Raw genomic sequence first — 18,770 nt, 5'->3', positions numbered from 1 at the left:
TGCCGGCCGCTGGCCGGCTGCTGCACACAGCTCCGGCGACATACGGAACATGCCGGCCAGCGGCCGGCACTACCCACATGCATCAGGGAGACCGACATGAAACGGACGTACATGATCGCACTGGCTTTGCTGGTCATCGGTTGTGGCAGCAGGGCATACGCCGCCAGCACACCCACCACCGACCAGCTTGAAGCCCGTCTGTGGCAGCTCGCACGCGCCACCGACGCGCAGGGCAAGCGCATCGACGCGTTGTTCGTCAGTGGCCGGGAGCCGTACACCCTGCGTTTCCAACCCGGCTACATGAGCGAGTTGAACCTGTGCAACTACGCAAGCAGCCAGTATCAGCTGCAGGGCGACCGGCTGATTCTGGAGAACGGGGTCGTTACCACTGCCGGCTGCATACGCGCCGAGGTTGCCGAGCAGCAACGGCGTGCCAGCACACTGGTCAATGGCCGGCCGGCCCCGACGCTCGCACTGGACGACAACGGCAGCCTGGTCCTGCGCAACGTGCATGGCGACACGGCGATATTCACCCCCGCGCCACTGCCGGTGAAATGAAAAGGGCGGCCACTGGCCGCCCTTCGTCGTTTACGGGTAGAGCCGGCCGCTGGCCGGTTGCCACGTACAGCGGATGCCGGCCAGCGGCCGGCACTACCCGCAGCCTGGTATCAGGCCAACGCCGGGTTCAACGTGTAGGTGCCGTGCAACGCCGCTTCGGCCAGTACGTGGCCATGCATGGCACGGTACGCATCGGCGGCGGTGAAGCGCTCCGGCAGCGGCAACGAAGCCACGTCCAGCGCGAACACGCGGAAGAAGTAGCGATGCACGCGTTCGTCGTTGAACGGCGGGTACGGGCCGTCGTAGCCGAGGTAGTCACCGGCCATGTCCGGGTTGCCGGCGAACCAGCCGGTGAAATCGTTCAGGCCCTGACGGCTGCCGGCCGGGCCGGCCGGCGCGGCCTTGCCCTTCACCACGAAGCCATCGCTGCAGCTGCCCGCGGCAATTTCCTGCACCGAGGCCGGGATGTCGGCCATCACCCAGTGCACGAAATCGCCGCGCGGCTGGTCGCGCGGCACGCTCATGTCATCGCGGCCGACCGTCTCCGGCACTGTCGGTACGTCCGGGTCCACGCACACCAGCAGGAACGAGCGGGTGCCGTCGGGCACGCCGCTCCAGGCCAGGTGTGGGTTGCGGTCGGGGGCGAAGCCGTCGGCATCGCCGGCGGCGAACTCACGGTCGATCGGTGCACCGTTGACCAGGCTGTGACTGCTCAGTTGCATCTGATGCTCCTCACTCTTCCGGGTAGCCCAATCGCACCGCGACCGGGGTGAGCTGGGCAAAAGCGGCACCCATCACGTCGCGATACCTGCGCCAGTGGCCGGCAGGCAGGCGCGGCGCGCCCAGCTGTGCAGCCGGCGGCATCGGACGTCCGAACACGCGGCCCAGCAGGTCGGCCATCGCATGTGCATCGTTGCCGATGTCGTCGATGCGCAGCAGCACGTGTGGATACAGGTCCTCCTCGTGCAGTGCGGCGATCTGGGTCAGCGAACGCACCAGCCACTGGCTGGCTTCGGCCATCGAGGTCATCGCCAGCGGTGCGGCGGCGCCATAGGCGACCCAGTCCAGCAGCATGTCGCGCGGGTCACGCAGCACCAGCAGCAGGCGGCCCTGCGGCAGCTGCGGGCGCAATGCCCACAGCAGCGCGTTGTCCCACCACAGCAGCCAGTCGATCACGGTGTCGCTTTCCAGGCCGCGGGCCGGCAGGTTCTCGCGCCAACGCTCGACCAGTCGTTCCGGACTCAGCACGCCCGACGCCAGGTCCTGCAGCGTGTTGTAGTTCTGGAAGGCATCGTCGGGTGGATTGGCGGTGTAACGGTCGCTGCGCAGTACCGGGCTGGCAGCGGCCAGGCCGGTTGCCACCCGCTCCACGCCCGAACCCGGGGCGCCCCACAGGAAGATCGGCGCTGAGCCGCTGTCGTGCGTCGCCTGGTCGATGCTGGCCATCTCCGGCCAGCTCGGCGGTGCCTTGGCCTGCGGCGGCAGCGGCAGCCGCTGCGAGGCCTGGTCGGTCTGCAGCGCCATCCACGTACGCAGCGCTTCTTCCGGCTGCCCGGCGCGATCCTGGATCTCGCCCAGCCAGGTCCGCAGGTCGGCGCGGGGGCCCTCCGGTGCCTGTGCGATCAAGGCCTGCACGCGCTCCACGGCGGCGGCCGGGTCACGCTGCAGCAGACCCTCGACACGACGGCTTTCACCGCTGACGCGGCCCGGTTCCAGGGTGGTGATGCGCTCGGCGATGGCTTCGCCCTGCTCGTGCTCGCCAGCCATGTCATGCAGGCGCATGCGCGCTTCCAGCGCCGGCAGGTGGCCGGGCATCGCTGCCATCCAGCGCTCCACGGTGGCCACGGCGCCGGCACTGCCGACGTCTTCCACGGCCAAACGCGCCAGCCACAGGTCATGCAGCTGGTCATTGCTTGCCAGTGCGTCATCCAGGCGTGCGCGGGCTTCATCTTCGCGACCCAGGCGCTGCCAGGACATCAGCAGCAGCTGCAGCACCTGGCGGTCACCCTGCAGCGATCCCAGCAGCGGCAGCAGGTGCTCCAGCGCTTGCAGCGGCTGGCCACTGCGCAGTGCCAGTTCGCCGGCCAGGCGGCGCATCGGCGGCACGTCCAGCTCCGGCTGCTGCAGCGCGTGCTGCATTGCCTCGGCGGCGGCCTCGACGTTGCCCTGGCGCAATGCCAGCTGCACCACCATGCCGTGCAGCGAAGACATCTTCGGGTTCAACGCGAGTACGCGACGGAACGCCTGTTCGGCGAACGCCAGCATGTCCTTGCCCATATAGGCAAAGCCCAGTGCGTACAGCACGCGGGTATCGTCCGGCAGCGCCTGGCTGGCCGCCGACAGCAGGGCCAGCGCGCGGTCGGCGTCGCCACGACGCAGCGCGACCATGCCATCGATGGTCAGCAGTTCCGGATGGTCCGGCTCCAGCCGCGATGCCAGGGTCGACAGGCGCTGGGCTTCGTCGAAATCGTTGCGGCCCACCGCCAGGTGCGCCTGCATCAAGTAGGCGGGGAAGGCGTTGGGGTCCAGCCCGGTGGTGCGCAGCAGGGCTTCATCGGCGCCCTCGAACTGGCGCAGTGCCAGCAGCAGGCCGGCATGCTGCAGGTGCAGTTGCGCATCATCGGGAGCCAGCTGCAGCGCCTGCTGCAGCGCCTCCATTGCGGCCTCGGCCTGGCCCTGCTGCTGCAGCGCAAGCGCCAGCCAGCGGTGGGCCTCGGCCTTGCCGGGTTCGTCACGGGTCCACGCCTGGGCCAGCTGCACGGCCTGGCCGGCATCGTTCTGGCGCAACGCTTGGAGGATCTGGTCTTGCATGGCCGTCCGGTTCAAGGTCAAACCCGCATTGTAGCGGGCCGCGCGCCGGTGCCGGTTCAGCCCGGCAGGACACGCCGCAGACGCTGTGCGACCCAGCGTTCGGAGAAACCATCGCCGCGCCAGTTTTCCAGGAACCCGCAGTGGCCGCCCCAGCAGGCGGTTTCCAGCCGCGCCTGCTGCGGCAGCTGCCAATCGCGGAAGGTCGCGTAGGGGATCACCGGATCGTCCTGCGCCATCAGGATGTCAGCAGGCACCTGCAGCGTGGACAGGCGGTTGCCGGCGATGGAGTAGCCATCGAAATAGGCCTGCAACGAACCAAACGAGGTGTGCCGTTCGACCAGCCAGGCGGTCAGCGAACGGATGTCCAGGTTCAGCACGCGGTCGTCGCAATCGCTCAGTTCAGGGAACAGATCGCGCTTGCGACGCAGCGAGCCGGCCCACTTGCGGCGGAAATACCAGTCGTACATCGCCGGGCCGTTCTCGATGTTCTCCATGGTCAGCCCCGGGTCCAGCACCGGGCAGACGGCGGCCACGTGCTGCAGCGGCACGCCCGCGGCCGGCGCGCGCAGGGCCAGCCGCAGCACGAAGTTGCCACCCAGCGAATAACCAGCCGCAACCAGCGGCAGATCGGGCCAGCGCTGGGCGACATCGCCTGCGGCATGCACCACTTCGTCGATGAGGTTGGAGTGGAAGATGCCGGGATTGAGGTGATGGGTGTTGCCGTGGTCGCGGAAGTTCAGCCGCACCACGTCGAACCCCTGCTCGAGCATACGGGCAGCGGCCATGCGCATGTAGCTGGATTCGGCGCTGCCTTCCCAGCCGTGCAGCAGCAGGGCGATGCCGCGCGGTTCGCGCCCTTCGACATGGCTGTGCCAGCCCTGCAGCCGCACACCTTCGCCACCATCGAGGATCAGCTCCTCGCTGACCGCGCCGGTGGCGGCCAGCAGCAGCAGCCCGCGCTGCAGGCGCATGCGGCTGGAGCTGAGCATCGACTGCAGGTGCGGATTGCGCAGCCAGCGCGGCGGCTGATAGTCGGACGCGGTGAGCATCGGCGCATCAGCGTCGAGGGTCGGTGGCGGAAACACGGCCACCATGGCCTCAATCCCCGCTCATGGCCGCCACGATGCGCGCGCGCGAGGTTTCCGCGATGCGCCGACGGCCTTCCAGGTCCTGGGTGCCGATCGGCTCCAGGAAATGCACTTCGGTATGCCGCGCCGGCTCACCGAGCAGGCGCAGGAAATTGGCGAAGAAACTCTCGCCCGGGCCGAAGGCCACGATGGTCTGTGCATCGCCGCGCACGCCATAGACCAGCGCCACCGGCTGCACCGGTACGCTGGTTTCGACTGCCGCCTGGAAGATGCGCGCGTGGAATGGGCCAACGTCGTGGCCACCGCGGGTACGCCCTTCCGGGAACACGCCCACGGCCTTGCCGGCGCGCAGACGGTCGGCCATCACCTGCATCACCCCGCCCAGCGATTCAGTGTTGCCACGCTGGTGGAAAATGGTCTGGCCGCGTGCGGCGAGCCAACCGACCACCGGCCAGCTGGCGATCTCGCGCTTGGCGACAAAGCCCATCATGCGCTGGCTGTGCAGGATGGAGATGTCGACCCAGCTGACATGGTTGGCAACGAACAGCACCGCGCCCGGCAGCGGCTGGCCGACACGCGACAGGCGGAAGCCGAAGATCCACATCAGCCCGCCCTGCCACCAGTTCACCACCTTGGCGCCGAAGGTATCGTCGCCCACACGCAGCTCGCCCCATGGCGGAAGCATGCCGATCAGGATCAGCGGCAGGAACACGGTGATGTGGACCAACAGCAGCGGTACGCGGTACAGGTAACGGCACACACGCGCCACGCCGCCGCGGGGGGCCGGAGTGGGGGAAGTCATCCGCGCACGATACCGGAGGGCTGCCATCGCTGCCAGCCGAATTCGGCCATAAGTCTCATTGACGGCGGCCATCGGCGGGGAACGCTGGGTTCCGCCGCCGTCACTGCTGTCGCCAGGGCTCAACCGTGCCCGGCCGCCACCACGGCCAGGGTCAGCCGCGAGATGCAGACCAGCCGGCCCTGCTCGTCCTCGATGCGGATTTCCCACAGCTGGGTGCTGCGACCCACGTGCACCGCGCGCGCGGTGCCGGTGACCGTCCCCGAACGCACGGCGCGTACGTGGTTGGCGTTGATCTCCAGGCCCACGCAGATCTGCTTGGCGGTATCCACGCAGAGGTTGCCGGCGCTGCTGCCCAGGGTTTCGGCCAGCACCACCGAGGCACCGCCGTGCAGGATGCCGTACGGCTGGCGGGTGCGCTCGTCCACCGGCATGGTTGCCTGCAGCCAGTCCTCGCCAGCGGCACTGAAGACGATGCCCAGGGTGCTGATGGCGGTGTTCTGGCTGAGTGCGTTGAGCTGCTCGATGGAAACGGCTTCGCGGAATACCTGGGTCATGCGGCTACCTTCAGAGGATGGGAACGAGGCCGGCGCCGAATGCGGTCAGCATGCGTACCAGCAGCCACTTCGGCCCGACATTGACCTCGGGGAAGTCACCCACCGCGACATAGCACCGGTGGAAATCAGCGCTCTGCCGCGGCAGTGGCTGCGGGCAGTCCGGGCCCGGCTTGAACTCGTAGTCGGTGGCATAGCGCCACGGCCAGAAGTCGAGGATCGGCAGCGCCTCGGAGGCCTTGCCGACGCTGTAGTTCAGGCCGGACAGGACCGGCGGCTTGGCACGCGGCGCCACCGTCCAGGAATTCTGCGGATGGGTATCGCGCAGGATGCTCTGCGCCAGCTGCTCGGCGAAGGCCGGATCGTCGATGATCACCGCGCCTTCGGTGTTGTAGTTCTCGCTGCGCGGATCGAAGTTGTGGGTACCGACCACGCCGATGCGGCGGTCGACCACCAGCGACTTGGCATGCAGGCCCATGCGCGCGCCCTTGCGGGTGACCGGCAGCGGCTTGTTGACCGCCTTGCTGCCCAGGAACGAGGGCCGCGTTTCGGTACGCAGCAGGCGGGTCTCGACTTCGCTGCCGGCGGCGCGCCGGCGCGCACGGGCATTCTCATACGCACTGCCGGTACGCGGATGGATCACCCGCGGCTGCGGGTCGCCCGCTTCCGCAGTGGCCACCACATCACCACCACCACCACCGGCATTGCTGCCTGCTGCGCTGCCACCGATCAGCGGATTGCGGCCGGTATCGCTGCCCGGCGCCGCGATCGGGTCGGGCAGCAGGTTGCGGTAATCGACCGGAGCATCCAGCGGGAACGGCTTGAATTCAAAAATGTTGAAGCCCAGCTCGCGCATGTTGCGCCGCTTGTACTTGTACGACAGCGCATACACGATCGGGTTGTCGGTGGCGGCCAGACTGTTGCTGGACACCACCACGCGGGGCGGCTGCGGGCGCTTGCGCAGCTCGCGGAACAGCTTCTGTGCCGGTTTGGACAACACCAGGTAGGGCGTCTGCAGGATCACTTCGTGCTGCGCACTGGAGATCAGTGCATCCAGCTGCGGCTCGGTGACATGCTGCCCGGCCAATGGTGCGTCGGCGCGTTCGCGGCGATGCTTGCGCGGCAGATCGGCCACATAGCGTACCGAGGCGACCGGCAGAGCGGTGTCCACGAACGAGCGGGTGACGAAGTCGACGTCGTTGGCTTCCTCGCTGACCCGCTCCACCCGCTCGGGCCTGCGGAACTGTGCGGGCGGCAACACCGGCACGCCCTGCTTGAGCAGGGTACGGCCGACATCGTTCAGGCGCTCGGCCGGCACGCTGCGCTGCGCACGCCAGAAGGCATCGAAGTTGGCCGCCATCGCGCGTGCTTCGGGGCCGGCGATCAGCACGTCACGGTCGCGGAAGTTGTACTCGCGGTCCCAGTCGTAATAGTCGTCCTGGTAGTTGCGCCCACCGACCACGCCGATCGCATCATCGACCACCAGTAGCTTGTTGTGCATGCGCTGGTTGAAGCGGCGGAAGCAGCACAGCACGCTGCCGGCATAGTCGAAGTAGTTCAGCCGGGCCTTGCCGAACGTCGGGTTGTAGACCCGCAGCTGGAAGTTTTCGTGGGCGCCGGCCAGTGCGCCAAGGATCTGCAGGTCGGAGATCGCCGAAAGCTGGTCGATCAGCAGCCGCACCTTCACCCCGCGCCGCGACGCCGACAGCAGCTCGTCGATGACCAGGCGGGCGCTGTCGTCCTTGTCGAAGATGTAGGTCTGCAGGTCGATGCTGCGGGTGGCGCTGCGCAGCAGGTTCAGGCGCGCGACCAGCGCGCCTTCGCCCTCGTCCAGCAGGGTGGCGTAGTGCCGCGGCTGTTCCGGGGTTGATTCGCTGAACGCCCGGCCGGCCAGGGCCCGCAGGGGCGAGTCCAGCGCGCAGCGGTCGGCCTGCTGGCAATCTACCTGGGTCGAGCGCGCCTGTACGGCGATCGCCTCGGCGCGATCACGCTGGGCATGCGACAGCGACGCGCAGCCGCTGCCCAGCAACACGGTTGCCAGCACCAGTACACGCAGCAATGGATTCACGGTTTCGACGCCTCGCTGAGACGTGCACGCAGTACGAAAGTCACTCGGTCACTCAAGGCAAGCTGCCAGCTGTCCATGCCGTACCGGCCTCGTTGCACGGTACCGCGGCTGACGACGTCGCAATCATAGCCGGGTCGGGCACATTCCGCTTTCTCGACCTTCAGCGTCTCCGGATGGCTGACGCCGCGCAGGGTCAACCGGCCATCGATGCCGCCCCCGTCGGCGACCGTCTCCGGCCAGTACGGCAGCGAGTCGAACTCGACGAAGGGGTAACGGCCGGCGTCGAAGAACTCGGGGCCGCGCATCCAGCCGGTATAGCGTTCCTTGCCGGGGATCTCCACGGTGCGGGTGAACATCTTCAGGTGGACCTGGTGACGGCCATCGGACAGCACCTCGATGCGCCCCTCGAAACGTGGGAACACGCCCTCGATGCGCTGGCCGAACCGGGTGCGCACTTCGAAACCGATCTGCGAGCGCACCACATCCAGCTGCAGCGTACGCGGCGACTCGGCCACGACCGCCGGCAGCGCGGTCGGTGGCGGTGCAGCGGCCCAGGCCGGGCCGATCGCCAGAACGACTGGCAGCAGGCAGCGGCCCGGCAACGCCAACCTCATCGGCTCACGGCCACCAGAAGGCGTTCAGGCTGGCCACGCCCGGCTCGATCGTTGCCTCGCGGGCAAAGCCGAGCACGGCCACGCCGCCCGGCGGCATGCCGCGGTAATCACTGCTGGTGCCATCGGTCATCAACGCCACCAGCTGCTCCAGCCCGGGGTTGTGGCCGACGATCAGCACCCGGTCCAGGTCACGGCGTTCGTCCACCAGCGCCGCCAGGGTGCCGGGGGTGGCCTCGTAGATGCGGTCTTCCAGGCGCTTTTCGACATAGCCGATGGCCGCCATCACCGCTTCCAGGGTTTCGCGGGTCCGCCGCGAGGGGGAACACAGCACGCAGTCCGGCAGCAGGTTGTTTTCCTTCAGCCACTTGCCGGCGGCTTCGGCTTCGGCGAGACCCACCGGCGACAACGGCCGGTCAAGGTCGGCCTGGCCGGTGGTGGCCGGTTCGGCGTGGGCGTGGCGGAGCAGGATCAGTTCGCGCATTGCGGGATTCCAATAAAGGGATGGAGACCTACGGCTCTTACAGCTTCAGCCAGGACAACAGGGGTTCCCAGTCGGCCTGGTGCTCGCGCACCTGGGCGGAGCGGTAATCGAAAAGACTGCGACCCAGACCGGTCATGACCACATAGCTCTGGCTGTCGCGCAGCTGGGCGACCACCGGATAGGGCCAGTCACCCAGCATCTGCAGGGCCTGCTGCGAGGTCTGGGTCCAGGGCTTGGTGCGGTTCAGCACCAGCCCGACCGGCAGCTTGCGGCTGTGCACGCGCGGTACCTGGGCCAGGCTGTTGAGGAAGCCGACGATGGCTTCGATGTCCAGTGCCGAGGGCAGCACCGGCACCACCACGGCATCGGCAGCGTCGAGGAAATGCGGGATATCGTCGGCCAGTGCGCCGGCGGGTGCATCGATCACCACGGTCTCGGTACCGTCGGGCAGCTTCTGCGCCCATTGCTTCTTGCGGTACACGTCGATCGGCAGCACCGCGCTTTCCAGCCCGGCCCGGCGCTGTGCCCAACGGGTGCTGGAGCCCTGCGGGTCGGCATCGGCGATCACCGTGGCCTTGCCTTGCAATGCCGCGTACGCGGCCAGGTGGGTGGCGATGGTGGACTTGCCCACCCCGCCTTTGGAACCGGCCACCAGGATCGTCTTCATGCCAGCCTCGCTTCCGGGTACGTGCCCCGAGCGTACACCGCCGATGGTGACGGAAGGTAGAGCCGTGCTGAACCAGCGCCCCCGGCCTTTGCTATCGTGGCGCCCCCGAAGGACCGAACCGCCATGAGCGAACTGCAGGACCTGAGCGCACTGATCCGCGCCAACACGCCGTTGATCGTGGTCGAGACCCAGGATGAGGGTCGCATCGTCGAGCTGTTCCGGCAGACGCTGATGCATGTATGGCGGGCCCTGCACCGCTGGTCGATCACCGAGGGCCTGCGCCGCATCGACCTGGAGCGCGAGGACGAGCCGGTCGGCCCGCCCGACGCCAGCGCCGCACTGCAGATGATCCGCCAGGCCGACCAGCGCGGCGTGTACCTGCTGCTCGATTTCCACCCCTACCTGGGCTATGCCAGCCACCAGCGCGCGCTGCGTGACCTGATCCAGCGCCGCCACAGCGAACCGCACGTGCTGGTGCTGATCGGCGCCAAGGTCGAACTGCCGGCCGAACTGGAAGCGCTGGCGGTGCGCTTCAACCCGCGCCTGCCCGACGCCAATGCACTGCTGAAGATGCTGCGCGAAGAAGCCGATGCCTATGCACGCGAACACGGCGGGCGCCGGGTGGAAGTGGACAGCGAGGCGGTCAAGAAGATCCTGAAGAACCTGCAGGGCCTGAGCCTGGTCGATGCGCGGCGCATCGCGCGGCAGCTGATCTATGCCGATGGCGCGCTGCGCGACGACGACCTGCCACAGTTGGCGCGGCTGAAGTTCGAGCTGCTCAACCGCAGCGGCCACCTGTTCTTCGAGCATGACAGCGCGCGCTTCGGCGACGTGGCCGGGGCCAACCGGCTGAAGCGCTGGATCAACCAGCGTCGCGTCGCCTTCATCGCCGGCTCGGCACCGGCCGGGCTGGACCCGCCGCGCGGCATGCTGCTGCTGGGCGTGCAGGGCTGCGGCAAATCGATGCTGGCCAAGGCCACCGCCGCCGGCTTTGGCGTGCCATTGCTGCGCCTGGACGTGGGCGCGCTGTACAACAAGTACCACGGCGAGACCGAAGCCAACCTGCGCCAGGCGCTGGCCTCGGCCGAGCAGCTGGCGCCATGCGTGCTGTGGATGGATGAGATCGAAAAGGGCCTGGCCACCGGCAGCGAGGATGGCGGCGTGTCGCGCCGCGTGCTCGGCTACCTGTTGACCTGGATGGCCGAGCGCAAGGCGCCGGTGTTCATCGTGGCCACCGCCAACCAGGTACACGAGCTGCCGGCCGAGCTGCTGCGCAAGGGCCGCTTCGACGAGATCTTCTTCGTCGACCTGCCCTCGGCCGATGTGCGCGTGGAACTGCTGCGGCTGCATCTGGGGCGGCGCCAGCTCAATGCCGACGACCTCGCGCTGCCCGCACTGGCAGCGGCGGCCAACGGGTTTTCCGGTGCGGAAATCGAGCAGGCGATCGTGGCGGGGCTGTATTCGGCGCATGCCGAAGGCCGGCCGCTGGATACCGAGCTGCTGATGGGCGAGATACGGGCGACGCGGCCGTTGTCGGTGTTGATGTCCGAGCAGGTGGCGGCGTTGCGGGAGTGGGCGTCGGGGCGCACGGTGTCCGCGGACGACTGAGGGTTTCCTGCGAACGGCGCAGCCCCTCGTGGCTGATGGTTGGCCGCGAGAATCAAAAGCCGTGGTTGGCCGGGCGGGGTGGATTCGCGGGGGACGCCGTGAACCCGTCCCTGGGGGCTTGGCCGCGGCATCCATGCCGCGGACACCCCCGCGAACCCACCCCGCCCGACCTCTGACAGTTTCCGGGGGCGATCAGCCACGGAAAAGAAAAAAGAGAAGAGCAAAAGCAAAAGCGGTTGGCTGGCCGCTCTTTGTAGCGCCGAGCCCATGCTCGGCTGCATTTCGATCAGATATCGATCATTCGATTCCGATGCAGATTCATCCACGCATGGCGTGGATCTACGTGTCGACCAAGGTCGACACCTACCAACAGCAACGGGAACCTGTCGAAGGCGGGGCACTGTGGGTTTGCGGGGTGTGAGCGGCATGGATGCCGCGACCAAGCCCCCATGGACGGGTTTACGGCGGCCCCGCAAACCCACAGTGCCCCGCCATCCCCCAGCAAACCCGCTTTGGCTTTGGCCGTTGCCTCTGCGGGTGCCGGGTGCAACCCGGCCGAACCCCCACCCTCAGGGCCAGGCTGGAGGCGCGGCCGCCCAGGCCTGCTGTACTTCGGCCAACGTCGCGCGTTCGTCATCGCGCCAGCCCGGCAACAGCTGCGCGTAACGACTGCTATCGCGCCATTGCCCCGGCTCGGTCCGTACCGCAGCGGCGTACCACTTCACTGCTTCCTGCTGCTGGCCGGCCCGCCACAGCGCCAGCGCATAGCTCGGCGGCACCCAGCCGGGATTGCTGCGCAGGGTGCCGGCAGCGGCCTGCCACTGCTCCAGCGCAGCCAGCGCCTGGCCCTGCCGCAACAGGTCCCAGCCATAGTTCCAGCGTACGCTGCGGCCCAGCGCGCTCTGCACCGGCGCTTCGGCCACTGCCTCGCGATAGAGCTTGTCGCCCAGTTCCGCGCGCCCCTGCGCAATGGCCACCGACGCCAGCTGCGCCGTAGCTTCCAGCCCCTTGCGGCCACGCTCGCGGTGCTTCAGCAGCTGTGCCACCAGGTCTTCGCCTTCACCCTGCACTACGGTGATCGGCGCGGCAGCGGCGTCGCTGTCGAAATAGAACTCCTGCGGTGCCGGCAATGCCGGCGCGGCCCACGCAGTGGCCGCTCCCGAGACCAGCAATACGCCGGCCAGGAACTGTCCTGCAACTGACATCCAAATTCCCCCAGGTTGAAACACCAACCTCCCTCTCTCTCCCCGATCCTAACCCCAGCACGGCCTGGGCGCGAGTGCCGGGGCCTTTGCCCCCCACTGTTACAATTCGCGCCTTTCCCGCCGCGTGTACCTGCGCGGCCGGTGCCAGCCGATCCTGACTAGGCCAGCCATGACCAGTACCGCGCAACTCACTTCGCCCGCCTCCGCCGACCTGCTCGACCGTGATTACACGCTCGACCACAAGTACACCCGCAACGAAGGACGGATCTACCTGAGTGGCGTGCAGGCGCTGGTGCGGCTGCCGTTGATGCAGCGCCTGCGCGACGAAGCCACCGGCATCGACAGCGCCGGTTTCATCAGTGGCTATCGCGGCAGCCCGCTGGGCGGCTTCGACCTGGAGCTGTGGCGAGCGCGCAAGCACCTGGAAGCGGCCAAGGTGAAGTTCACCCCGGGCCTCAACGAGGACCTGGGCGCGACCATGGTGTGGGGCACCCAGCAGACCAACCTGTTCCCGGGTGCCAACGTGCAGGGCGTGTTCGGCATGTGGTACGGCAAGGGCCCGGGCGTGGACCGCTGCGGCGACGTGTTCAAGCACGCCAACGCCGCCGGCACTTCGCGCCATGGTGGTGTGCTGGCACTGGCCGCCGATGACCACGCCTGCCGCAGCTCGACGCTGCCGCATGGCAGCGAGGACGAATTCGTCAGCGCGATGATGCCGGTGCTGAACCCGGCCGGCGTGCAGGACATCCTCGACATGGGCCTGCTCGGCTGGGCGATGAGCCGGTACACCGGGCGCTGGGTCGGTTTCAAGACGATCGCCGAGACGGTGGAATCGTCGGCCTCGGTCGAGGTCGATCCGCTGGCCCGGCGCATCGTGCTGCCGGAAGACTTCGACATGCCCGCCGGCGGCCTCAACATCCGCTGGCCCGATCCGCCGCTGGACCAGGAGATGCGCCTGCACCGCTACGCGGTGAAGGCCGCGCAGGCCTTCGCGCGTGCCAACGGCATCGACAAGGTGGTGATGGACGCACCGCGTGCGCGGCTGGGCATCGTCACCACCGGCAAGAGCTACCTGGACGTGCTGCAGGCGCTGGAATACCTGGGCCTGGACGAGCAGGCCTGCGCCGACATCGGCATCCGCGTGTACAAGGTCGGCATGACCTGGCCGCTGGAGCCGGAAGGCATCGCCCGTTTCGCGCAGGGCCTGGAAGACATCATCGTGGTGGAGGAGAAGCGTGCCTTCATCGAGCGCCAGATGAAGGAGCAGTTCTTCAACTGGCCGGCCAGCTGGGGCCAGCGTCCGTCCATCGTCGGCAAGTACGACGAGGCCGGCGAGTGGATCCTGCCATCCACCGGCGAACTTACCCCGGCCACCATCGCCGGCGTGATCGGTCGTCGCATCCAGAAGTTCTTCAACAACGAATCCATCGAGCAGCGCCTGCAGTGGATGCAGGAAAAGGAAGCCGAGCTTGCGTTGCCACGCGCCAGCTTCCCGCGCGTTCCGCACTACTGCTCCGGCTGCCCGCACAACACCTCCACCACCGTGCCGGAAGGCTCGCGTGCGCTGGCCGGCATCGGTTGCCATTACATGGTGACCTGGATGGACCGCAGCACCGACACCTTCACCCACATGGGTGGCGAAGGCGTGACCTGGGCCGGGCAGGCCGCGTTCACCGATACCCAGCACGTGTTCCAGAACCTGGGTGACGGCACCTATTTCCACAGCGGTTCGCTGGCGATCCGCCAGGCGATCGCGGCCGGCGTCAACATCACCTACAAGATCCTCTACAACGACGCGGTGGCGATGACCGGCGGCCAACCGGTAGACGGTCCATTGAGCGTGCCGGACATCGCAAAGCAGATGCGTGCAGAGGGCATCCACACCATCATGGTGCTGTCGGACAACATCGCCAAGTGGACGCGCCAGCGCGAGCATTTCCCCAGCGACGTGGAGTTCCACGACCGTAGCGAGCTGGACGCGGTGCAGAAGCGCCTGCGCGAAGTGAAGGGTGTTTCGATCCTGATCTACGAACAGACCTGCGCCACCGAAAAGCGCCGTCGGCGCAAGCGCGGCAAGCTGGAAGATCCGGCCAAGCGGGTGATGATCAATTCGCTGGTCTGCGAAGGCTGCGGCGACTGCGGCAAGAAGAGCTTCTGCGTGTCGGTGCTGCCGAAGGAAACCGAGTTCGGGCGCAAGCGCGACATCGACCAGTCCAACTGCAACAAGGACTATTCCTGCGTCAACGGCTTCTGCCCGAGCTTCGTCACCGTGCACGGTGGCCAGCCGCGCAAAGGCAGCAAGCGCGATGCCTCCACACTGCTGGACAACCTGCCGGCACCGGTGGTGCGCGGCACCCTGGAGCAGCCCTGGAACATCCTGATCACCGGCGTCGGCGGCACCGGCGTGGTGACCATCGGCGCCCTGCTGGGCATGGCCGGTCACCTTGAAGGCAAGGGTGCATCGGTGCTCGACCAGACCGGCCTGGCGCAGAAGGGTGGCGCGGTGACCACGCACATCCGCATCGCCCGTCGCCCCGAGGATATCCACGCCGTGCGCATTGCCGCCGGCGAAGCCGACCTGGTGGTGGGCTGCGACATGGTGGTGGTCAACGACTACTGGGCGCTGTCGAAGGTGCGCGCCGGCCGTTCGCAGGTGGTGCTCAACACCTATGAAGCGATGCCGGGCACGTTCACCACACGCCCGGACATGCAGTTCCCCGCCGCCGACATCATCGCCGGCGTGCGCGTGGCGCTGGGTGGTGAAGAGCCGCTGCTGCTGGACGCAACCCAGCTGGCCACCGCATTGCTCGGCGATGCGATCGCCGCCAACCTGTTCATCCTCGGCTACGCCTGGCAGCAAGGCCTGGTGCCGCTGTCGTTCGAGTCGCTGATGCGTGCCATCGAACTCAACGGCGCCGCGGTGGCGATGAACCAGCAGGCCTTCGCCTGGGGGCGGCTGGCAGTTGTCGACCCGCAGGCCGTACAGCAGGCGGCAGGCGTAGTGCGCAACCGCCATACCGACACCGAAAATACTCCGGGCCCGTTGCATGCACTGCCGCCGGGCGAATGGGAAGGCAACGAGTGGGGCGCCACCGCAGCACCGCGCAACACCGGTGATGAGCGCGAGCTGCGTGGGTTGCCGACGCATGGTGGCGATGTTGCCTTCCTGCCGTTGGACGACGCGCGCCTGTCGCGCTCGCTGGACGAGATGATCGAGCGCCGCTCGGCATTCCTGACCGACTACCAGGATGCCGCCTACGCCAACCGCTACCGCACGCTGGTCGAGCGTGTACGCGCGACCGAGGGCGAGCGCATCGGTGGGTCCACCGCGTTGACCGAAACCGTGGCCCGCTACCTGTTCAAGCTGATGGCGTACAAGGACGAGTACGAAGTGGCGCGCCTGTACACCAGCGGCGATTTCCAGCGCCGCCTGCAGCAGCAGTTCGAGGGCGATTACCAGCTGCGCTTCCATCTGGCCCCGCCGCTGTTCGCGAAGAAGGACGAACAGGGCCGGCTGCAGAAGAAGGAATACGGCCCGTGGATGTTCAAGGCGTTCGGCCTGCTGGCGAAGCTGAAGTTCCTGCGCGGTGGTCGCCTGGATGTGTTTGGCCGCAGCGAGGAGCGTCGCATGGAGCGCCAGCTGATCACCGATTACGAAGCGACCGTGCAAGTGCTGCTGGATGGCCTGGACGATGACCGCCTGGCGCTGGCGGTGGAGATTGCCAGCGTGCCCGAGCACATCCGCGGCTTCGGCCACGTCAAGGAAGCCCACTTCGAGAAGGCCAAGGCCCGCGAAGCGGTGCTGCTGGCGCAGTGGCGCAACCCGAAGGCGCTGCATATCGTGCAGGTGGCGTAGTAGCACACCACAAAAAGAAACCTATTGATTGCCTTTTGAGAATGCAATCAATAGGTTGCCTGTGGCGCAGGAAAGAGATAGGTTGCGTGTCGTAAAGCAACCTATCCTTTGCGTACGTGATGGCGTACGGTCATCTTTCCCGAGGACTGCCGGTATGGACAGGCCGCCACATACGGTGAGAACACCGCAGCAACTTGCGCCGCTGATGCGCGCGTTCCGACGCCAGGCCGGGCTGAGTCAAGCACAGCTTGCCGAGCGACTGGGCATCTCCCGCCAGGCAGTCGGCGCATTGGAACGCGATCCAGCGTCTGCCAGCTTCGAGCGATTGATGCGGGTCTGGGCCGTGTTGGGCCTGGAAATCAGCCTGCAGCAGCGAAGTCCCCGGGAAAACACGTCGACTTCGGAGTGGTAAGCCATGGGTACGTTGCGGGTCTGGATGAATGGTGTCGAGGTAGCGCTCTGGGATGATGCGCGGAACCGGGCATCCCGCCTTTCCTACCTCAGCCAATGGATTGGTTCGACGCAGTCGCGACCGCTGTCCCTTTCGCTCCCCCTGCTGCCCGACGGTGAAAGCCATCAAGGTCAGGTCGTCAACGACTACTTCGACAATCTTCTCCCCGATAACGTCACCATCCGCAACCGGATCCGCGACCGGTTCGCCACGCGCAGCAGCAATACGTTCGATCTGCTTGAAGCCATTGGCCGGGATTGTGTGGGCGCGGTGCAGCTGTTGCCACATTCGCGCACACCGGATGCCATCCAGCGGATAACGTTCGAACCATTGAATGACTCAGGCGTCGCTGAAGTCCTGCGCCAGGTCACAACAAGTGCATTGCCTGGCACTTCTCCCAGCGACGATGCGTTCCGCATTTCCATCGCTGGAGCGCAGGAAAAGACCGGCCTGCTGCTGCACGATGGTCAATGGTGCATTCCTACCGGAAGTACGCCGTCCACGCACATCTTCAAGCTGCCGTTGGGTATCGTCGGCAACATGCGTGCGGACATGCACCAGTCCGTGGAGAACGAGTGGCTGTGCATGCACCTGCTGGCAGCCTTTGGAATTCCCGTCGCGGATACGCAGATGGGGCGTTTTGAAGATCAGGGTGCACTGATCGTCGAACGTTTCGACCGGCGACTGGCCGCGGATCGCACGTGGTGGCTTCGCTTGCCGCAGGAAGATATGTGCCAGGTCTTTGGCCTCCCCGCTGCCCGGAAGTACGAATCCGATGGCGGCCCCGGCATCGTGGCCATCATGGATCTGCTTCGGCAATCCGAGCAGCCTGAGGATCGAGCAACCTTCTTCAAGACGCAGATCCTGTTCTGGATGCTTGCCGCGACCGACGGCCACGCAAAGAACTTCAGCGTCCACATCGACGCGGGCGGGCGCTTCCGTCTGACCCCTGTCTACGACGTGCTGTCGGTATATCCCATCCTCGGCCGGGGGCCCAATCAACTCGATCCGCACAACGCGCAGCTTGCCATGGCGGTAGAGGGCAAGAACCGCCATCGAAAACTGCATCTTGTGCGACGCCGGCACTGGAACGAAACCGCACGCGCCTGTGGCGTAGCCGATGGCGCAGAGCCATGGATCGAAGCGTTGATCGCTTCCGTGGAACCCGCCATCGAACACGTCACACGCCAGCTTCCAAGCGGCTTCCCTTCGACCGTGTCCGAACCTGTTTTCAAGGGACTGCGTGCTGCAGCGACCCGCCTTTCCAGCATGGCCCCCGACGCCTGATCACCCCAGGCGCCACAGCAACACTCGGTTGTTGGCCGGCATGGCCAGATCACCCAACCGGGTGAATCCGTTGTCCGCCGCCAGCGCCTGCACGGCTTCGGCATCGCGGATGCCGCTACGCGGATCACGCGCTTTCAGCCAGCCATCGAATTGCGCGTTGCTATCGCTGCTGTAACGACCGCCGTAATTGAAGGGGCCATACACCGCCAGCAGCGCGCCATGGCGCAGCAGGGGTGGAAGTGCGGCAAACAGGGCCTGCACGTGCTCCCAGCTCATGATGTGCAGGGTGTTGGCAGTGAATGCAGCATCGAACGTGCTGCCTTCCGGCAGTCTCAGGCCGGTCGCCGGCGGCAGCTCGACCTGCAGCGCCACCGGCGGCAGCAGGTTCAACAGCGCCGCCTCCGCGCGCCAGGCCTCGATGCCAGGCAGATGGTCCGGATGGTCGCTGGGCTGCCAGCGCAGCCAGGGCCAGCGCTCGGCGAAGAAGGCCGCATGCTGGCCGGTGCCGCTGCCGATCTCCAGCACCCGGTGGCGGTCGCCCATCCACGGGTCGAGCGCAGCGGCGATGGGTTCGCGATTGCGCTCGCAGGCTTCTGAATACGGCTTGCTCGACATCGAGACGGCGTCCAGGCGGGTTCGGGCTCATTGTGCACGAGGGGGTTACTGAGCAGGGCTGCGCCCTGCACCCGCCGAAGCGGTAGTGCCGGCCGCTGGCCGGCAACG

Annotated in this window: 16 protein-coding genes; 5 read left to right on the top strand and 11 right to left on the bottom strand. The window is 67.1% G+C overall.

The window, feature by feature from the left end; all coding sequences use genetic code 11:
• The first annotated feature begins 96 nt into the window (after nucleotides 1–96).
• Nucleotides 97–558 (top strand): META domain-containing protein, encoded by a 462-nt coding sequence (locus QOL57_RS20140; RefSeq protein WP_089241719.1) that lies wholly within the window; start codon nucleotides 97–99, stop codon nucleotides 556–558.
• 110 nt (nucleotides 559–668) lie between these two features.
• Here QOL57_RS20140 and QOL57_RS20135 read toward each other — a convergent pair whose 3' ends face one another.
• The 9 genes from QOL57_RS20135 to QOL57_RS20095 form a co-directional block, all read right to left on the bottom strand.
• Nucleotides 669–1,280: a YbhB/YbcL family Raf kinase inhibitor-like protein gene (locus QOL57_RS20135; RefSeq protein ID WP_089241721.1), complete on the bottom strand. Its 612-nt coding sequence runs from the start codon at nucleotides 1,278–1,280 to the stop codon at nucleotides 669–671.
• Between the two features lie 10 nt (nucleotides 1,281–1,290).
• On the bottom strand, nucleotides 1,291–3,369 hold the full coding sequence (locus tag QOL57_RS20130; protein WP_089241723.1) for a tetratricopeptide repeat protein: 2,079 nt from the start codon (nucleotides 3,367–3,369) through the stop codon (nucleotides 1,291–1,293).
• A 56-nt stretch (nucleotides 3,370–3,425) separates the two neighbouring features.
• Entirely contained in the window at nucleotides 3,426–4,460 is a 1,035-nt protein-coding gene (locus tag QOL57_RS20125) for an alpha/beta fold hydrolase (protein WP_089242028.1), read from the bottom strand.
• Between the two features lie 7 nt (nucleotides 4,461–4,467).
• Nucleotides 4,468–5,259: a lysophospholipid acyltransferase family protein gene (locus QOL57_RS20120; RefSeq protein ID WP_089241724.1), complete on the bottom strand. Its 792-nt coding sequence runs from the start codon at nucleotides 5,257–5,259 to the stop codon at nucleotides 4,468–4,470.
• Nucleotides 5,260–5,378: 119 nt separating this feature from the next.
• Nucleotides 5,379–5,813, bottom strand: coding sequence for a hotdog fold thioesterase (locus QOL57_RS20115; RefSeq protein ID WP_089241726.1), 435 nt, complete (start codon nucleotides 5,811–5,813; stop codon nucleotides 5,379–5,381).
• Nucleotides 5,814–5,823: 10 nt separating this feature from the next.
• Nucleotides 5,824–7,878: a phospholipase D family protein gene (locus QOL57_RS20110; RefSeq protein WP_089241728.1), complete on the bottom strand. Its 2,055-nt coding sequence runs from the start codon at nucleotides 7,876–7,878 to the stop codon at nucleotides 5,824–5,826.
• The gene (locus tag QOL57_RS20105) at nucleotides 7,875–8,492 is read right to left on the bottom strand and encodes a YceI family protein (RefSeq protein ID WP_089241730.1); all 618 of its coding nucleotides are present in this window, start codon (nucleotides 8,490–8,492) and stop codon (nucleotides 7,875–7,877) included. The genes QOL57_RS20110 and QOL57_RS20105 overlap by 4 nt, the downstream gene beginning before the upstream one ends.
• A 4-nt stretch (nucleotides 8,493–8,496) precedes the next feature.
• The gene (locus QOL57_RS20100) at nucleotides 8,497–8,973 is read right to left on the bottom strand and encodes a histidine phosphatase family protein (RefSeq protein ID WP_032977995.1); all 477 of its coding nucleotides are present in this window, start codon (nucleotides 8,971–8,973) and stop codon (nucleotides 8,497–8,499) included.
• A 37-nt stretch (nucleotides 8,974–9,010) separates the two neighbouring features.
• Entirely contained in the window at nucleotides 9,011–9,640 is a 630-nt protein-coding gene (locus tag QOL57_RS20095) for a ParA family protein (RefSeq protein ID WP_089241732.1), read from the bottom strand.
• 123 nt (nucleotides 9,641–9,763) lie between these two features.
• Here QOL57_RS20095 and QOL57_RS20090 point away from each other — a divergent pair, with 123 nt between their 5' ends.
• Entirely contained in the window at nucleotides 9,764–11,248 is a 1,485-nt protein-coding gene (locus tag QOL57_RS20090; RefSeq protein WP_089241734.1) for an AAA family ATPase, read from the top strand.
• A 569-nt stretch (nucleotides 11,249–11,817) separates the two neighbouring features.
• Here the strand turns inward: QOL57_RS20090 and QOL57_RS20085 are convergent.
• The gene (locus tag QOL57_RS20085; RefSeq protein ID WP_089241736.1) at nucleotides 11,818–12,453 is read right to left on the bottom strand and encodes a hypothetical protein; all 636 of its coding nucleotides are present in this window, start codon (nucleotides 12,451–12,453) and stop codon (nucleotides 11,818–11,820) included.
• 169 nt (nucleotides 12,454–12,622) lie between these two features.
• On the opposite strand from QOL57_RS20085, the gene QOL57_RS20080 reads away from it, so the two are divergent.
• From QOL57_RS20080 to QOL57_RS20070, 3 genes are all read left to right on the top strand, one after another.
• A complete protein-coding gene (locus QOL57_RS20080; protein ID WP_089241738.1) occupies nucleotides 12,623–16,309 on the top strand; it encodes an indolepyruvate ferredoxin oxidoreductase family protein in 3,687 nt (1,228 codons plus the stop codon).
• Nucleotides 16,310–16,463: 154 nt separating this feature from the next.
• Nucleotides 16,464–16,721: a helix-turn-helix transcriptional regulator gene (locus QOL57_RS20075; RefSeq protein WP_089241740.1), complete on the top strand. Its 258-nt coding sequence runs from the start codon at nucleotides 16,464–16,466 to the stop codon at nucleotides 16,719–16,721.
• A gap of 3 nt (nucleotides 16,722–16,724) precedes the next feature.
• Complete coding sequence (locus tag QOL57_RS20070; RefSeq protein ID WP_089241742.1) at nucleotides 16,725–18,047, top strand: type II toxin-antitoxin system HipA family toxin; 1,323 nt, start codon at nucleotides 16,725–16,727, stop codon at nucleotides 18,045–18,047.
• Here the strand turns inward: QOL57_RS20070 and QOL57_RS20065 are convergent, their stop codons facing one another.
• On the bottom strand, nucleotides 18,048–18,662 hold the full coding sequence (locus QOL57_RS20065; RefSeq protein ID WP_089241744.1) for a DUF938 domain-containing protein: 615 nt from the start codon (nucleotides 18,660–18,662) through the stop codon (nucleotides 18,048–18,050).
• Nucleotides 18,663–18,770 lie beyond the last annotated feature (108 nt).

Source organism: Stenotrophomonas sp. yr243, assembly GCF_900184195.1.
GTDB classification, from domain to species: Bacteria; Pseudomonadota; Gammaproteobacteria; order Xanthomonadales; family Xanthomonadaceae; genus Stenotrophomonas; species Stenotrophomonas lactitubi.
This window is presented reverse-complemented; position numbering and strand designations above follow the sequence as displayed.

Excerpts from the sequence above, each read along its gene's own strand:
- QOL57_RS20140 (WP_089241719.1), top strand. The coding sequence starts at position 97 with ATGAAACGGACGTACATGATCGCACTGGCTTTGCTGGTCATCGGTTGT.
- QOL57_RS20135 (WP_089241721.1), bottom strand. The coding sequence starts at position 1,280 with ATGCAACTGAGCAGTCACAGCCTGGTCAACGGTGCACCGATCGACCGT.
- QOL57_RS20130 (WP_089241723.1), bottom strand. The coding sequence starts at position 3,369 with ATGCAAGACCAGATCCTCCAAGCGTTGCGCCAGAACGATGCCGGCCAG.
- QOL57_RS20120 (WP_089241724.1), bottom strand. The coding sequence starts at position 5,259 with ATGACTTCCCCCACTCCGGCCCCCCGCGGCGGCGTGGCGCGTGTGTGC.
- QOL57_RS20115 (WP_089241726.1), bottom strand. The coding sequence starts at position 5,813 with ATGACCCAGGTATTCCGCGAAGCCGTTTCCATCGAGCAGCTCAACGCA.
- QOL57_RS20105 (WP_089241730.1), bottom strand. The coding sequence starts at position 8,492 with ATGAGGTTGGCGTTGCCGGGCCGCTGCCTGCTGCCAGTCGTTCTGGCG.
- QOL57_RS20100 (WP_032977995.1), bottom strand. The coding sequence starts at position 8,973 with ATGCGCGAACTGATCCTGCTCCGCCACGCCCACGCCGAACCGGCCACC.
- QOL57_RS20095 (WP_089241732.1), bottom strand. The coding sequence starts at position 9,640 with ATGAAGACGATCCTGGTGGCCGGTTCCAAAGGCGGGGTGGGCAAGTCC.
- QOL57_RS20090 (WP_089241734.1), top strand. The coding sequence starts at position 9,764 with ATGAGCGAACTGCAGGACCTGAGCGCACTGATCCGCGCCAACACGCCG.
- QOL57_RS20085 (WP_089241736.1), bottom strand. The coding sequence starts at position 12,453 with ATGTCAGTTGCAGGACAGTTCCTGGCCGGCGTATTGCTGGTCTCGGGA.
- QOL57_RS20080 (WP_089241738.1), top strand. The coding sequence starts at position 12,623 with ATGACCAGTACCGCGCAACTCACTTCGCCCGCCTCCGCCGACCTGCTC.
- QOL57_RS20075 (WP_089241740.1), top strand. The coding sequence starts at position 16,464 with ATGGACAGGCCGCCACATACGGTGAGAACACCGCAGCAACTTGCGCCG.
- QOL57_RS20070 (WP_089241742.1), top strand. The coding sequence starts at position 16,725 with ATGGGTACGTTGCGGGTCTGGATGAATGGTGTCGAGGTAGCGCTCTGG.
- QOL57_RS20065 (WP_089241744.1), bottom strand. The coding sequence starts at position 18,662 with ATGTCGAGCAAGCCGTATTCAGAAGCCTGCGAGCGCAATCGCGAACCC.